Genomic DNA, 15,556 nt, shown 5'->3' on the forward strand with positions numbered 1-15,556 from the left:
GCGCAACCGCTTCTAGTCAACAACCGCTTCTAACTGTGAAATCGTTCGACCAAGACTTCCCGGCTCAGCCGGGGCTTTCACGTGCACTGCGCATCCTCGCAGGAGCATTACCTATCCTGCGCAACCAATGCTCCTGCCTAACCCATGTCGTAAACGCGCCTTTGTGTGGCGTGCGTAGGCATCTGGGCTGTCAGCGTCAGCCATACCATCGTGGCCAAAGGGCAGTTCAAGGCCCTGTCGATCATTCAGGCGCCGCGCCGCCGCTGGGAGAACCGCGATGTTCAGCAAGCAAGACCAGATTCAGGGTTATGACGATGCACTGTTGGCCGCGATCAGTGCCGAGGAGCAGCGTCAGGAAGACCACATCGAGCTGATCGCCTCGGAGAACTACACCAGCAAGCGCGTGATGCAGGCTCAGGGCAGCGGCCTGACCAACAAATACGCCGAGGGTTATCCCGGCAAACGTTATTACGGCGGCTGCGAGCACGTCGATAAGGTCGAGCAACTGGCGATCGATCGCGCCAAGCTCCTTTTCGGCGCCGATTACGCCAACGTCCAGCCGCATTCCGGTTCGTCGGCCAACAGCGCGGTTTACCTGGCGCTGCTGCAAGCGGGTGACACCTTGCTGGGCATGAGTCTGGCCCATGGCGGTCACCTGACCCACGGCGCCAAAGTGTCGTCCTCGGGCAAGCTGTACAACGCCGTTCAATACGGCATCGACGTTGCCACTGGCCTGATCGATTACGACGAAGTCGAGCGACTGGCCGTCGAGCACAAACCGAAGATGATCGTTGCCGGTTTCTCGGCCTACTCCAAAACCCTGGATTTCCCGCGCTTCCGCCAGATCGCCGACAAAGTGGGCGCGCTGCTGTTCGTCGACATGGCCCACGTCGCCGGTCTGGTCGCTGCCGGTTTGTACCCGAACCCGCTGCCGTACGCCGATGTGGTCACCACCACCACCCACAAAACCCTGCGCGGTCCACGTGGCGGTTTGATCCTGGCCAAAGCCAACGAAGAGATTGAGAAAAAGCTCAACTCCGCTGTGTTTCCGGGTGCCCAGGGTGGCCCATTGATGCACGTGATTGCCGGCAAGGCCATCTGCTTCAAAGAAGCCATGGAGCCCGGTTTCAAAGCCTATCAACAGCAAGTGATCGACAACGCCCAGGCCATGGCGCAGGTGTTCATTGATCGCGGTTACGACGTTGTTTCGGGCGGGACCGATAACCACCTGTTCCTCGTCAGCCTGATCCGTCAGGGCCTGACCGGGAAGGACGCTGACGCAGCATTGGGTCGCTCGCACATCACCGTCAACAAGAACGCCGTGCCGAACGATCCGCAATCGCCGTTCGTGACGTCGGGCCTGCGCATCGGCACTCCCGCCGTGACCACGCGCGGTTTCAAAGTTACTCAGTGCATCACGCTGGCCGGCTGGATCTGCGACATCCTCGACAACCTCGGCGACGCCGATGTCGAGGCCAACGTTGCCGAGCAGGTCTCCGCGCTGTGCGCCGATTTCCCGGTTTACCGCTGAGTCAGGAGTCGCACCATGCAGCATTACTCGGGCTTCGGCCTCTTCAAACACTCCCTCAGCCACCACGAAAACTGGCAGCGCATGTGGCGCACGCCGACCCCGAAAAAGGTCTACGACGTCGTGATTGTGGGCGGCGGCGGACACGGTCTGGCAACGGCCTATTACCTGGCCAAAGAGCACGGCATCACCAATGTGGCTGTGGTCGAAAAAGGCTGGTTGGGCGGCGGTAACACCGCGCGCAACACCACCATCGTGCGTTCCAACTACCTGTGGGACGAATCCGCGCACTTGTACGAACACGCGATGAAACTGTGGGAAGGCCTTTCCCAAGACATCAATTACAACGTCATGTTCTCCCAGCGCGGCGTGTACAACCTGTGCCACACCCTGCAGGACATGCGTGATTCCGAGCGCCGCGTCAGCGCCAACCGCTTGAACGGCGTCGATGGCGAGCTGCTCAACGGCAAGCAAGTGGCTGAAGAAATTCCGTACCTCGACTGCTCGAAAAACACCCGCTACCCGATTATCGGCGCCACCGTGCAACGTCGCGGCGGTGTGGCGCGTCATGACGCCGTGGCCTGGGGCTATGCCCGTGCCGCCGATGCGTTGGGCGTGGACCTGATTCAACAGACCGAAGTGACCGGCTTCCGCAAGGAAAACGGCGTGTGCATCGGCGTTGAAACCAACAAGGGCTTCATCGGCGCCAAGCGCGTCGGCGTGGTGACGGCCGGCAACTCTGGCCACATGGCCAAGCTCGCCGGTTTCCGTCTGCCGGTGGAATCCCATCCGCTGCAAGCGCTCGTATCGGAGCCGATCAAACCCATCATCGACAGCGTGATCATGTCCAACGCCGTACACGGTTATATCAGCCAGTCCGACAAGGGCGATCTGGTGATCGGTGCCGGTATTGACAGCTGGATCGGCTACGGCCAGCGCGGCTCGTACCCGGTGATCGAGCACACCATTCAGGCCATCGTCGAGATGTTCCCGGTGCTGTCGCGGGTGCGCATGAACCGCCAGTGGGGCGGCATCGTCGACACCACGCCGGACGCCTGCCCGATCATTTCCAAGACGCCTGTGCCGAACATGTTCTTCAACTGCGGTTGGGGCACCGGTGGCTTCAAGGCCACCCCGGGCTCGGGGAACGTGTTTGCTGCAAGCCTGGCCAAGGGCGAAATGCACCCGCTGGCCAAACCCTTCTCAATCGACCGGTTCCACAACGGCGCATTGATCGATGAACACGGCGCTGCAGCCGTAGCCCACTAACAGAGGACTTTCCCATGTTGCATATCTTCTGTCCTCACTGTGGCGAACTGCGCTCCGAAGAGGAATTCCACGTCTCCGGTCAGGCCCACATCCCGCGTCCACTGGACCCGGCGGCCTGCACCGACGAAGAGTGGGGCGACTACATGTTCTTCCGCGACAACCCGCGCGGCCTGCACCACGAGTTGTGGATTCACGCGGCGGGTTGCCGGCAGTACTTCAACACCACGCGTGACACCGTGACCTACGAAATTCTCGAAACCTATCCGATCGGCACGCAGCCGCAGTTCGTCAATCCCGCGCCCGCGATCAGAAAGGGAGAACAGGTATGAGCCAGTCCAATCGCCTGCCCAACGGCGGCCGCATCGATCGCAGCAAGGTTCTCAATTTCAACTTCAACGGCCAGACCTACCAGGGTTTTGAAGGCGACACCCTGGCCGCCGCCTTGCTCGCCAACGGTGTCGACATCATCGGCCGGAGCTTCAAGTACTCGCGGCCCCGCGGCATCTTTGCGGCAGGTTCCGAAGAGCCGAATGCCGTGCTGCAGATCGGCGCCACCGAAGCCACGCAGATTCCCAACGTGCGCGCCACGCAACAGGCGCTTTACTCGGGCCTTGTCGCGACCAGCACCAATGGCTGGCCGAGCGTGAACACCGACATGATGGGCATTCTCGGCAAGGTCGGCGGCAAGCTGATGCCGCCGGGTTTCTACTACAAAACCTTCATGTACCCGCAGTCGTTCTGGATGACTTACGAGAAGTACATCCGCAAGGCAGCGGGCCTCGGGCGTTCGCCGACCGAGCTGGATCCGGACACCTACGACAACATGAACCAGCACTGCGACGTGCTGGTGGTCGGCGCCGGTCCTGCAGGTCTGGCCGCTGCCCTGGCGGCTGCGCGCAGCGGTGCTCGGGTCATCCTGGCGGACGAGCAGGAAGAATTCGGCGGCAGCCTGTTGGACAGCCGCGAAAGTCTGGACGGCAAACCGGCAGCGGAATGGGTAGCGACGGTGGTGGCCGAACTCAAAGGCCTGCCCAACGTCACCCTGCTGCCGCGCGCCACGGTGAACGGCTATCACGACCACAATTTCCTGACCATTCACGAGCGGCTGACCGATCACCTCGGCGACCGCGCGCCAATCGGCCAGGTACGTCAGCGTATGCACCGGGTTCGCGCCCAGCGCGTGGTGCTGGCGAGCGGCACCCACGAGCGTCCGCTGGTTTACGGCAACAACGACGTACCGGGCAACATGCTGGCTGGCGCTGTTTCTACTTACGTGCGCCGTTATGGCGTGGCGCCGGGCAAGAAACTGGTGCTGTCGACCAACAACGATTACGCCTATCGCGTGGCGCTGGACTGGCTCGACGCTGGTCTGCACGTGGTGGCCGTCGCCGATGCGCGTCACAACCCGCGCGGTGCGTTAGTGGAAGAGGCCCGCGCCAAAGGCATTCGGATCCTGACCGGCAGTGCCGTGGTGGAAGCCCGTGGCAGCAAGCGCGTCAGCGCCGCCCGCGTGGCTGCCATCGATGTCAAAGCCCACAAAGTGGCCAGCCCTGGTGAATGGCTCGACTGCGATCTGGTGGCCAGCTCCGGGGGTTACAGCCCGATCGTTCACCTGGCTTCGCACCTCGGTGGCAAGCCGGTCTGGCGCGAAGACATCCTCGGTTTCGTGCCGGGCGAAGCGCCGCAGAAACGTGTCTGCGTCGGCGGTGTAAATGGCGTTTACGCGCTCGGCGACTCGCTGGCCGACGGTTTTGAAGGGGGTGTTCGTGCCGCCAGTGAAGCCGGTTTCAAACCGGTCGAAGGCGTACTGCCGAAAGCGCTGAGCCGTGTGGAAGAACCAACACTGGCGCTGTTTCAGGTACCGCACGAAAAGGGCACTGCGCGGGCGCCGAAGCAATTCGTCGACCTGCAGAATGACGTCACTGCAGCGGCCATCGAGCTGGCGACCCGCGAGGGTTTCGAGTCCGTCGAGCACGTCAAACGCTACACCGCGCTGGGTTTCGGTACCGACCAGGGCAAGCTCGGCAACGTCAACGGCCTGGCGATTGCCGCCCGTTCGCTGAACGTGTCGATCCCGGAAATGGGCACCACTATGTTCCGTCCGAACTATACGCCGGTGACCTTCGGCGCCATTGCCGGCCGTCACTGCGGTCACGTCTTCGAGCCTGTGCGCTTCACCGCGCTGCATGCCTGGCACGTCAAGAACGGCGCTGAATTCGAAGACGTCGGTCAGTGGAAACGTCCGTGGTATTTCCCGAAAGCCGGTGAAGACATCCACGCCGCCGTGCGCCGCGAATGCAAGGCTGTGCGCGACAGCGTCGGTCTGCTGGACGCATCGACGCTGGGCAAGATCGACATTCAAGGCCCGGATGCGCGGGAATTTCTGAACCGGATCTACACCAACGCCTGGACCAAACTGGACGTGGGCAAGGCCCGTTACGGCCTGATGTGCAAGGAAGACGGCATGGTCTTCGACGATGGCGTGACCGCCTGCATCGCCGATAACCACTTCATCATGACCACCACGACCGGTGGCGCCGCACGCGTGCTGCAGTGGCTGGAAATCTATCAACAGACCGAATGGCCGGACCTGAAGGTGTACTTCACCTCCGTCACCGATCACTACGCGACCCTGACCCTGTCCGGGCCGAACAGCCGCAAGCTGCTCAGCGAAGTGACCGACATCGACCTGGGCCGTGAAGCGTTTCCGTTCATGACCTGGAAAGAGGGGCTGGTGGCTGGTGTGCCGGCGCGAGTGTTCCGGATTTCGTTTACCGGTGAGCTTTCCTACGAAGTGAACATCCAGGCCGACTACGCCATGGGCGTTCTCGAAAAAATCGCCGAAGCCGGCAAACAGTACAACCTGACCCCGTACGGCACTGAAACCATGCACGTCCTGCGCGCCGAAAAGGGCTTCATCATCGTCGGCCAGGATACCGACGGTTCGATGACCCCGGACGATTTGAATATGGGCTGGTGTGTCGGCCGCACCAAGCCGTTCTCGTGGATTGGCCAGCGCGGCATGAATCGAGAGGACTGCGTGCGGGAAGATCGCAAGCAACTCGTCGGCCTGAAGCCGGTTGATCCGACCCAGTGGCTGCCGGAAGGCGCGCAACTGGTGTTCGATCCGAAGCAGTCGATTCCGATGAAGATGGTGGGCCACGTGACGTCGAGTTATGCGGCGAACTCGCTGGGTTACTCGTTTGCCATGGGTGTGGTGAAGGGCGGGCTGAAGCGCATGGGCGAGCGGGTGTTTGCGCCGCTGGCGGATGGCTCGGTGATCGAGGCGGAGATCGTGTCCTCGGTGTTCTTTGATCCGAAGGGTGATCAGCAGAACGTGGAGTAAGTCTTGGCTTGCTTACATCCCTGTGGGAGTGAGCTTGCTCGCGATGGCGTGAGATCAGGCATACATCTGGTGACTGACACACCGCGATCGCGAGCAAGCTCACTCCTACGGGAACGTGTTCACTGAAACAACAGAATTCAACACAGGTGCTCTATGACCACAGCCAACGTTTACCAACAGCGGCCAGCGACCGACGCCAAAGCCGAGTCGCCGCTGTTTCATGCTGACCTTCAGAGCCTGATCGGCAAAGGCCGCAGCAATCCGGGCGTCGTGCTGCGGGAGAAAAAGCTGCTTGGCCACTTGACCATTCGCGGCAACGGGCACGACCCGGCGTTCGCGGCGGGCGTGCACAAGGCGCTGGGCATGGAACTGCCGGGCGCGCTGGTGCTGGTGTCCAGCGGCGATAGCTCGCTCCAGTGGCTGGGCCCGGATGAGTGGCTGCTGATCGTCCCGACCGGTGAAGAGTTCGCCGTCGAGCAGAAGCTGCGCGAAGCGCTCGCCGGTTTACACATCGCTGTCGTCAACGTCAGCGGCGGGCAATCGCTGCTGGAACTGACCGGCCCGAAGGTCCGCGAAGTGCTGATGAAATCCACCAGCTACGACGTGCACCCGAGCAACTTCCCGGTGGGCAAGGCCATCGGCACGGTATTCGCCAAATCGCAGCTGGTGATACGCCGTACCGGCGAAGACACCTGGGAACTGGTCATCCGCCGAAGCTTCGCCGATTACTGGTGGATGTGGCTGCAGGATGCGAGTGCGGAGTATGGTTTGAGCGTCGCTGCCTGATCCCGGATTGACCACACGATCAAGGAATACCTATGAGCCGCGCCCCCGATACCTGGATTCTGACCGCCGACTGCCCCAGCGTGCTGGGCACGGTGGACGCGGTGACGCGTTATCTCTTCGAGCAGGGCTGTTACGTCACCGAACACCATTCGTTCGATGACCGGCTGTCCAGCCGCTTCTTCATTCGCGTCGAATTTCGCCAACCGGACGGGTTTGACGAAGCGTCTTTCCGTGCAGGCCTGGCCGAGCGCGGCGAATCCTTCGGCATGATCTTCGAACTCACCGCCCCGAACTACCGCCCGAAAGTGGTGATCATGGTGTCCAAAGCCGATCACTGTCTCAACGATCTGCTCTACCGACAGCGCATCAATCAGCTGTCCATGGACGTGGTCGCCGTCGTTTCCAATCACCCGGACCTCGAACCGCTGGCGCGCTGGCACGACATTCCCTACTACCATTTCCCCCTCGACCCCAATGACAAACCGGCGCAGGAAGCCAGGGTGATGAAGGTGATCGAAGACACCGGCGCCGAACTGGTGGTGCTTGCCCGCTACATGCAAGTGCTGTCGCCGGAGCTGTGCCGCAAGCTCGATGGCAAGGCGATCAACATTCATCACTCGCTGCTGCCGGGCTTCAAAGGCGCCAAGCCGTATCACCAGGCCTACAACAAGGGCGTGAAACTGGTCGGCGCGACGGCGCATTACATCAACAACGATCTCGACGAAGGGCCGATCATCGCCCAGGGCGTCGAAGTGGTCGACCACAGTCACTACCCTGAAGACCTGATCGCCAAGGGCCGCGACATCGAAGGACTGACCCTGGCGCGAGCGGTGGGTTATCACATCGAGCGACGTGTGTTTCTCAATGCCAACAGGACGGTGGTGCTGTAGGGGCTAGTTGCAAGCTTCAAGCTTCAAGCCGCAAGAGTAAAAGCGGCGTCACTCGCAACACGTTTCGGGCCCATGTAGTGGCAGCAGCGCTTTTGCTTGCTGCTTGAAGCTTGCGGCTTGAAGCTCACTGATTCACCCAATCAATAACAAATAGAGAGGTGACATGTATGTCTGGTAATCGTGGTGTGGTGTATCTCGGCGCGGGCAAGGTCGAAGTACAGAAAATCGACTATCCCAAGATGCAGGACCCGCGCGGCAAGAAGATCGAGCACGGGGTGATCTTGCGCGTGGTTTCCACCAACATTTGTGGCTCCGATCAACACATGGTGCGTGGCCGAACGACTGCCCAGGTCGGCCTGGTACTGGGTCACGAAATCACCGGTGAGGTGGTCGAGAAAGGCAGCGACGTCGAAAACCTGAAGATCGGTGACCTGGTGTCCGTGCCCTTCAACGTCGCCTGCGGCCGTTGCCGCTCCTGCAAAGAGCAACACACCGGCGTCTGCCTGACCGTCAACCCGGCCCGCGCCGGTGGTGCCTACGGTTATGTCGACATGGGCGACTGGACCGGCGGCCAGGCCGAATATGTGCTCGTGCCCTATGCCGACTTCAATCTGCTCAAACTTCCTGATCGCGACAAGGCGATGTCGAAGATTCGCGACCTGACCTGCCTCTCCGACATCCTGCCCACCGGCTACCACGGCGCGGTGACTGCCGGTGTTGGTCCGGGCAGCTCGGTGTACATCGCCGGCGCCGGTCCCGTGGGGCTTGCCGCCGCCGCTTCAGCGCGCTTGCTTGGCGCGGCAGTCGTCATTGTCGGTGACGTCAATCCGGTGCGTCTGGCGCACGCCAAGGCCCAGGGTTTCGAGATCGCCGACCTCTCCAAAGACACCCCGCTGCACGAGCAGATCGCCGATCTGCTGGGCGAGCCTGAAGTGGACTGCGCCGTCGACGCCGTAGGCTTCGAAGCACGTGGCCATGGGCACGCGGGCGCCAAGGCCGAGGCACCGGCCACCGTACTTAACTCGCTGATGGGCGTGGTTCGCGTCGCCGGCAAGATCGGCATTCCCGGCCTTTACGTGACGGAAGACCCGGGCGCCGTGGACGCTGCCGCCAAGGTCGGCGCGCTGAGCATTCGTTTCGGTCTGGGCTGGGCAAAATCCCACAGCTTCCACACCGGCCAGACGCCGGTCATGAAGTACAACCGTCAACTGATGCAGGCGATCATGTGGGACCGCATCAACATCGCCGACGTGGTTGGCGTGGAAGTCATCAGCCTCGACGACGCCCCGCGCGGTTACGGCGAGTTCGATGCCGGTGTGCCGAAGAAATTCGTCATCGACCCGCACAAACTGTTCAGCGCCGCGTGATCCTATGACGCTCTCAAAAGGCGACCTTCGGGTCGCTTTTTTTATGCCTGACGTAGGCCTCTAGTCCGGCATTTGTAGGGCGTTTCTGAAAATGGTTGGGGAGCGTTTGAATTCCATTCCTGCTTGTTTCAGCTGCCTTATCTCCGTGTTATTTGTCCGGCCGGTTTTTCAGGTGGCGGGTCATGCATGCTTGTCTGGTGGGTTAGAACATCGATTCATTTCCTCGTCGCGATGCCGCTCATTGTCTTGCCCGCCACGCTGACGAGCGCTCATCTCGAGCCTGTTTCTTCGGGCTGGGCATCGTCGGAGGTGTTCTTTGAAAACCCCAACGCCTGCGTCTGGGCCGGTATGGCGCCGGCGGTCTGTCAGGCCGGATACCGCGCCGCTTACCGCCAACATGTGCGCATCGCGCCGACCTACCGTGAGCTGGCGGACTGCGAGGCTGATTTCACCCCGGGTGAGTGTTTCGCTGCCGACGTGTCCCGGCTCTGGTCGCCCTGGTTGTCCGGTTTCGCGATCATCACCCAGGTTCAGCTGACATCCACTGGGGGTAGCCCCGACTCCCAGGTGCGCCTCTTCAGTGAACCGCTTTATCGTGGCGCCGATCATCGGGGCGGTACGCGCTTGATCAGCCTGCGCGAGAAGCTTCACAACGGTGAGCATTTCGATAAGGCGTTCATTCGCCACCGACGCCTGCAGGCGGGCTCGACGGCGGCAGATCAAAGGCTGGCGCGGACCTTCGAGCCGCAGCGTTTGTTTTATGTGAGCAAACCCTGAGGCCTCGGGCGGAACTTCCCTTCGAGGGGCGGTCCAACGCGTGTTTACCCGGCCACGGCCGGTCTCCCGGCAAACGAGGTTGTTGCGATGAAAGTTTCACTGAAAAACGTACGCAGTGCTGCGCTGGCGAGCCTGATGGCGCTGGCCGCCACGCCGGTCTTCGCTTTCAATCTGAATGACGCGGCCAATGCCGTTTCCAATGCAACCGGCGGTCAGCAAAAGGCAACCGCCGCGCCCGAGGCAGCCGGGCTATTGAACACGCTGGGCACGCAGTTGAACGTCACGCCGGAGCAAGCGGTGGGCGGGACCGGCGCCTTGTTGGGGCTGGCCAAGAACAAGCTCGCCGGCAACGACTATTCGCAACTGAGCAAATCAGTGCCAGGCCTTGATCAACTGGCCGGCACATCGGCTCTCGGCAGCCTGAGTGGTCTTGGCGGTCTGCTGGGCAACTCCGGAAGCAGCAACTCTGCCTTGGATAGTGCGCTGGGCAACGTGCAGAGCATGGGCGACGTGAACAAGGCGTTCAGCGCCCTGGGCATGAACAGCAGCATGGTCAGCCAGTTCGTGCCGGTGATTCTGCAGTACCTCGGTCAGCAAGGCGCGGGCGGTTCAGCGTTGCAGGCGTTGAGTGGCGTCTGGGGCGCCAAGTAATGTAGTTGCAGCGCCCCGGCAATCGGGGCGCCTGCTGCTACGGATGTGCTAAGCAATCGCGCCGCGTAACTCGGCGATCCGCGCATCCTTCTCTTGCCACAGCCGGTTGACCCAGTCCTGCACATACACGCGGAACACCGGGTCATTCTCGTAATCGCCCTGCCACAGCGCAGGGTCGAGTTCGCGGGTCTTGATGTCGACAATCACCCGTGGCACTCGTCCTGATAGCAAGTCCCAGAACCCCGGGATGCGCTCGCTTGGATAAACGACCGTCACATCAAGCACCGCGTCCAGCTGCTCACCCATCGCTGCCAGCACGAATGCGACGCCGCCTGCCTTGGGCTTTAGCAAGTAACGATAGGGCGAAGCCTGTTGGGCTTTCTTGGCCGGGGTGACGCGTGTGCCTTCCAGGTAATTCACCACGGTCACGGGCTGACGTTTGAACAGCTCGCATGCCTCGCGGGTGATTTCCAGATCCTTGCCCTTGAGCTCGGGATGCCTGGCCAGAAACGCCTTCGTGTAGCGCTTCATGAACGGGTAATCGAGTGCCCACCATGCCAGCCCCAAAAACGGCACCCAGATCAGTTCTTTCTTTAGGAAGAATTTGAAGAAGGGTGTACGTCGATTCAACGCCTGCACCAGCGCCGGGATGTCTACCCACGACTGATGGTTACCGATGACCAGGTAGGAGGTATCGCCACGCAGGCCTTCGTCGCCGCGGATTTCCCACTGGGTTGGCAGGCAGATTTTGAAAATCAGCTTGTTGATTTCACACCACGTCTCGGCGATCCACATCACTGCCACCGAGCAGTTGTCGCGCATCTCGCTCTGGAACACCAACTTGAGCAGCGCAAAGACCATCAGTGGGCCGATCAGCACCAGCGTATTGAGCAGAAGCAGCAGCGTGACGGCAATTCCGGTGAGCAGGTGACGCATAAGGCACTCGCGGTCGACAGGGTGGCGCGCAATGATAAGCAGGCCGGGCAGTTGGCGCAAAACCCTGGCGATACCGACGAATGTTTCACGCCTTTGTCAGTAGGCTCCCTATGCTTGGCTCGCTTGGCCCTGAGCGCGAAGCCTGCCGCGAACCATCGGCAGAGTGACGGTCTAAACCGGGCACACGCCCCGCCCATTCATCACGAGGAATCAGATCCGTGAAATCCCTTCTGGCGCTTATGTCTTTGCTGGCGTTGCCTGTCATGGCTGCCGAACCGACGTTGTACGGTCGTTACGAATACATTCAGGTCTCGGAGATCGGCGAGACATTCAAAGCCAAGATGGACACCGGCGCGTTGACCGCATCGCTGTCGGCCAAGGACATCGAACTGTTCAAGCGCGATGGCGATGACTGGGTGCGTTTCCGTCTGGCGACCAAGGACGCCGACAGCAAAGTCTACGAGCACAAGGTGTCGCGCATCAGCCGGATCAAAGGCCGTTCCGAAGGCGACGATGACGAAGAGCCGGCCGATCCCACCAAGCGCCCGGTTGTCGATCTTGAGCTGTGCCTGGGTAACGTGAAACGCACCGTGGAGGTCAACCTCGTCGACCGCAGCCACTTCAACTATCCGTTGCTGATCGGCGCCAAGGCCCTGCGTGAATTCGGCGCGGCGGTGAATCCGGCGCGTCGTTATACGGCCGATAAACCTGAGTGCTGATGGCCGTTTTGATTGCGTCCCCGAGCGATTGCGCGGGACGCTTCAGGCATGCGGCATATGATCCGATTTGATGGCCTACTTATTGGAATAAGTCACGACTGAACGAAACAAGATGAAGCGCTACGACGTCGCGCCGGCCACCTTGAGCATTATGGGGAACCGAGGTCTTCACTCACTCAGAGGCCAAAACGCCGAGTCGCGACGCTTAAAAATGTCATGATGGCGGTCGGCTGGTAGCGCTGGCCTGTATTACACGCAAACTAATGGAATGGACCCTAAAGCATGAAGTGCATCACGTTTGAAAAACTAGTAATCACCGCTGTCGTTGCCGTCAGCATTTCTGGTTGTGGCTCCATTGCGCAACGTACGCAGAGTGACTCGGACTTGCAGGAAAAGGCCGCCTTCGCCCTGAACACCAGCAGCGACAAAATCACTATTTTGTCAAAATCGGCTTCCTTGGAGTCGGTGCGCTTTCAGGTAAAGAGCGATAAGGGAATTTACAATTGTTACTTTACCTCTGTAGTCGTAGTGAACTCGGATGCTATTTGCTCGGGTCCTGTACAGGGCACCGTTCAGTCTGCCCAGACGCAGAAGGAAGCAGCGCAGCCGCAGAACTGTAATGCATTGTTGAAAGCCGCGAAACGCTGCTAAAGACGAAGCAAAAAGGCCGGAGTTATCCGGCCTTTTAGTATGCGATTTTTGCGCCCACCTACTTACAGGTTAGCGTTTATCTAAAACCTACTCATTGTTGCGTGACCGATTTCTACACAGGCGGCTGAGTCTCTACCATCGATGGCCGCTGACTGACTTCGTAATACCAGTTCGCCAATCGTGGGTAGCTGCTGCGCCAGCCCAGATTGGGCTGGCGGAAATCCAGATAGCCCACCGCGCATGCCACGCTGATCGACGCTACGTCGAAATGCGTACTCAATTCGGTGACGGCTTCGGCTTCGAAATAGGCCAGCGTGCGATCGATTTTCTGCTGCTGGGCGTCGAGCCATTCCGACCAATGTTTTTCCTCGGGCCGCAGAAAGGTCTCGTAGCGGATGAGCAGTGCAGCGTCCAGCAGGGCATCGGCCAGTGACGCAAGTGTCAATCGCCGCCAGCGCGCCGAGCCTTCCTTGGGAATGAGGGGGTTGCCGACATGCTGTTGATCCAGGTATTCGAGAATCACCCGGCTGTCATGGATCACGTTGTCGTCGGCCAGGCACAGCGCCGGAATTTTTCCGCACGGATTGCCGCGGCAGAGTTCAACGTCGGGGCTCACGGGGGTGAGGGCAACGGCCTTGAGACTGACCCGGCTCGCCTGTCCGGTCTCATGAAGCAAGATCAGCACCTTGCGAGCGAAGGGCGAAGCGGCGTTGTAATACAGCGTCATGCTGGGCGCAGACATGGATATTCCTCTGATCGGCCTGGGCCTCCAGACTAGTCAGGGCCAGGACGCTGCGCAATATCCTGAAGCATTGCCGGGCCGATTTGCGACGGCCCGGACATTGATGTCAGACCGTCGGGACCCCATCGGGCGAATCAGCCGATGGTCTGCCGGATTGCGCCGCAGGTGTGCCGGTCAGCAGCGGCTTCGCGACAAACCAGATGATTGTGGCGGCGATAAGATCGAAAGCGGCCAGCGCCACAAACAGCGGGCTGTAGCCGACTTTAGTCACCATGATCCCGAGCACCAGCGTGAACAACGCCGCGCCGAGAAACCCGAACATGCCACCGAGGCCTGTTGCCGTACCCACTTCGTTCTTGCCGAAGGAGTCCGACGTGATTGCGTAAAGGGCGCCTGACAGCGTCTGGTGCGCGAAACCTCCGGCGCACAGCAGCGCGATGGCGACATAAGGGCTGTCCACCAGACCGATGCAGCCAGGGCCGATCATGCACAGCGAGCCCAGCACCATCACCATCTTGCGCGACGTGAGCAGGGACACGTTGAAATGCTTGTAGAAAAACGGGCTCAGGTAACCGCCCAGCACGCAGCCGATGTCAGCTGCGAGAAACGGCAGCCAGGCAAACATCGCGATTTCCTTGATGTTCATGTGACGCTCGGTCATCAGGTACAGCGGAATCCAGGCGTTGAACGTCTGCCAGGCCGGCTCTGACAGCATGCGGGCTGACGCGATTGCGTAGAAATTGCGGGTGCCGACGATCTTCTTCCAGCTGGCGTGCTTGGTCGGCGCGTCCTTCAGGTGGGACTCCTGACCGGCAAGAATATAATCGCGCTCCTCGTCACCCAGCAAACGCTGATTGCGCGGGTGTTTGTAGAAGAATAACCAGCCCGCGCTCCACAGCAGGCCCAGCCCGCCGACGATGATGAACGCGATCTGCCAGCCGCTGTGCAGAATCGCCCAGACCACGAGGGGAGGGGCCAGCAAGGCACCGATCGACGAACCGATGTTGAACCAGCCGATGGCAACCGAGCGCTCTTTGGCCGGAAACCATTCCGTGGTCGCTTTGATCGCTGCGGGAAACCCCGCCGCCTCAGTGATACCCAGCAAGCTGCGCAGAAACGCCAGACTCTGCCAGCCGGTGGCCATAGCCGCCGATGCGCACGCCACAGACCAGGCGATGGCGAACACTGCAAAGCCGATCTTGGTGCCGATGGCGTCGATCACGTAACCGGCAACCGGCTGCATGAAGGCATAGCCCATCTGCCACGCGATGACGACGTGCGAGTACTGTTCGGTGGAGATGTTCAGCTCGCTCATCATGGTGGGAGCGGCGACGGAGAGGGTATTGCGCGCGAGATAGTTGACGATCAGGCCGCCGGTTATCAGCGCGACCATCCACCAACGGATGCCTTTGATTTTCATCGAGTCCACTCTGGGTATTGTTTTTATTAGGCGGCGATCGTTATACGTCGTCGTATGACTCGATTTAGTCAAAAGCACGTTTTGTTGTCAATGGGAATACCCATAAATTGCCATTGTATTTCTATATGTAACTGGATTGTCACCGGCGGGGCTGGGTTTTGGGCGATCGAGTGCCTAGGGGGCCGTGAATTGAGGGGGCAGAACGCAGGCTGGCTGGCTTTGTAAATTGCCGACGGTCGTATGATGACTGGAATGGCGGAAAATGCTTGTCCCTCGCTTGAGGAGCGGGGGGCAAGCCAGTCGTCTGGTGAGGCAATGCGGTTCGCTACTTTGGCTCGTCGTCACGCCACCAGCTATAGATCACTAGGTCTACTCCGAGATAGAAAATGCCAAATAACAGTGTTTCGTAATCCAGGAAGTAAGCATCTCGCACTTCTTCCATGGCAACAATCCATGAGATCACGTACTTGAAGT

The 15,556-nt window shown here is 60.4% G+C and carries 14 protein-coding genes; 11 read left to right on the forward strand and 3 right to left on the reverse strand.

Annotation, left to right across the window (positions count from 1 at the left end):
• The first annotated feature begins 277 nt into the window (after window positions 1-277).
• The 9 genes from glyA (at window position 278) to BBI10_RS19580 (ending at window position 10,614) form a co-directional block, all read left to right on the forward strand.
• On the forward strand, window positions 278-1,531 hold the full coding sequence (gene glyA, locus BBI10_RS19540) for a serine hydroxymethyltransferase (RefSeq protein WP_065991269.1): 1,254 nt from the start codon (window positions 278-280) through the stop codon (window positions 1,529-1,531).
• 15 nt (window positions 1,532-1,546) lie between these two features.
• On the forward strand, window positions 1,547-2,797 hold the full coding sequence (locus BBI10_RS19545; RefSeq protein WP_065991270.1) for a sarcosine oxidase subunit beta family protein: 1,251 nt from the start codon (window positions 1,547-1,549) through the stop codon (window positions 2,795-2,797).
• A gap of 14 nt (window positions 2,798-2,811) precedes the next feature.
• The gene (locus tag BBI10_RS19550) at window positions 2,812-3,126 is read left to right on the forward strand and encodes a sarcosine oxidase subunit delta (protein WP_065991271.1); all 315 of its coding nucleotides are present in this window, start codon (window positions 2,812-2,814) and stop codon (window positions 3,124-3,126) included.
• A complete protein-coding gene (locus BBI10_RS19555; RefSeq protein WP_065991272.1) occupies window positions 3,123-6,143 on the forward strand; it encodes a sarcosine oxidase subunit alpha in 3,021 nt (1,006 codons plus the stop codon). The genes BBI10_RS19550 and BBI10_RS19555 overlap by 4 nt, the downstream gene beginning before the upstream one ends.
• 153 nt (window positions 6,144-6,296) lie before the next feature.
• Window positions 6,297-6,929 carry a sarcosine oxidase subunit gamma gene (locus tag BBI10_RS19560; protein ID WP_065991273.1) on the forward strand — a complete coding sequence of 211 codons (633 nt, stop codon included), beginning with the start codon at window positions 6,297-6,299 and terminating at the stop codon, window positions 6,927-6,929.
• A gap of 32 nt (window positions 6,930-6,961) precedes the next feature.
• Window positions 6,962-7,819: a formyltetrahydrofolate deformylase gene (purU, locus tag BBI10_RS19565; RefSeq protein WP_065991274.1), complete on the forward strand. Its 858-nt coding sequence runs from the start codon at window positions 6,962-6,964 to the stop codon at window positions 7,817-7,819.
• A 167-nt stretch (window positions 7,820-7,986) separates the two neighbouring features.
• Window positions 7,987-9,186 carry a formaldehyde dehydrogenase, glutathione-independent gene (gene fdhA / locus BBI10_RS19570; protein WP_065991275.1) on the forward strand — a complete coding sequence of 400 codons (1,200 nt, stop codon included), beginning with the start codon at window positions 7,987-7,989 and terminating at the stop codon, window positions 9,184-9,186.
• 186 nt (window positions 9,187-9,372) lie between these two features.
• Window positions 9,373-9,963 (forward strand): DUF1190 domain-containing protein, encoded by a 591-nt coding sequence (locus BBI10_RS19575; protein ID WP_083233189.1) that lies wholly within the window; start codon window positions 9,373-9,375, stop codon window positions 9,961-9,963.
• Window positions 9,964-10,050: 87 nt separating this feature from the next.
• Window positions 10,051-10,614 (forward strand): DUF2780 domain-containing protein, encoded by a 564-nt coding sequence (locus BBI10_RS19580; RefSeq protein ID WP_083233190.1) that lies wholly within the window; start codon window positions 10,051-10,053, stop codon window positions 10,612-10,614.
• Window positions 10,615-10,662: 48 nt separating this feature from the next.
• Here BBI10_RS19580 and BBI10_RS19585 read toward each other — a convergent pair whose 3' ends face one another.
• Complete coding sequence (locus tag BBI10_RS19585; RefSeq protein WP_065991277.1) at window positions 10,663-11,550, reverse strand: acyltransferase; 888 nt, start codon at window positions 11,548-11,550, stop codon at window positions 10,663-10,665.
• A gap of 218 nt (window positions 11,551-11,768) precedes the next feature.
• Between BBI10_RS19585 and BBI10_RS19590 the strand changes: the two genes are divergently transcribed.
• Window positions 11,769-12,269 carry an ATP-dependent zinc protease family protein gene (locus tag BBI10_RS19590; protein WP_065991278.1) on the forward strand — a complete coding sequence of 167 codons (501 nt, stop codon included), beginning with the start codon at window positions 11,769-11,771 and terminating at the stop codon, window positions 12,267-12,269.
• 282 nt (window positions 12,270-12,551) lie between these two features.
• Window positions 12,552-12,920, forward strand: a complete 369-nt coding sequence (locus BBI10_RS19595) for a hypothetical protein (RefSeq protein ID WP_065991279.1) — start codon at window positions 12,552-12,554, stop codon at window positions 12,918-12,920.
• Between the two features lie 112 nt (window positions 12,921-13,032).
• Here the strand turns inward: BBI10_RS19595 and BBI10_RS19600 are convergent, their stop codons facing one another.
• On the reverse strand, window positions 13,033-13,662 hold the full coding sequence (locus BBI10_RS19600; protein WP_065991280.1) for a glutathione S-transferase family protein: 630 nt from the start codon (window positions 13,660-13,662) through the stop codon (window positions 13,033-13,035).
• A gap of 106 nt (window positions 13,663-13,768) precedes the next feature.
• Window positions 13,769-15,082 (reverse strand): MFS transporter, encoded by a 1,314-nt coding sequence (locus tag BBI10_RS19605; protein WP_065991281.1) that lies wholly within the window; start codon window positions 15,080-15,082, stop codon window positions 13,769-13,771.
• Between the last annotated feature and the right edge of the window lie 474 nt (window positions 15,083-15,556).

The organism is Pseudomonas graminis, from assembly GCF_001705435.1.
In the GTDB taxonomy this organism is placed as follows: domain Bacteria; phylum Pseudomonadota; class Gammaproteobacteria; order Pseudomonadales; family Pseudomonadaceae; genus Aquipseudomonas; species Aquipseudomonas graminis_B.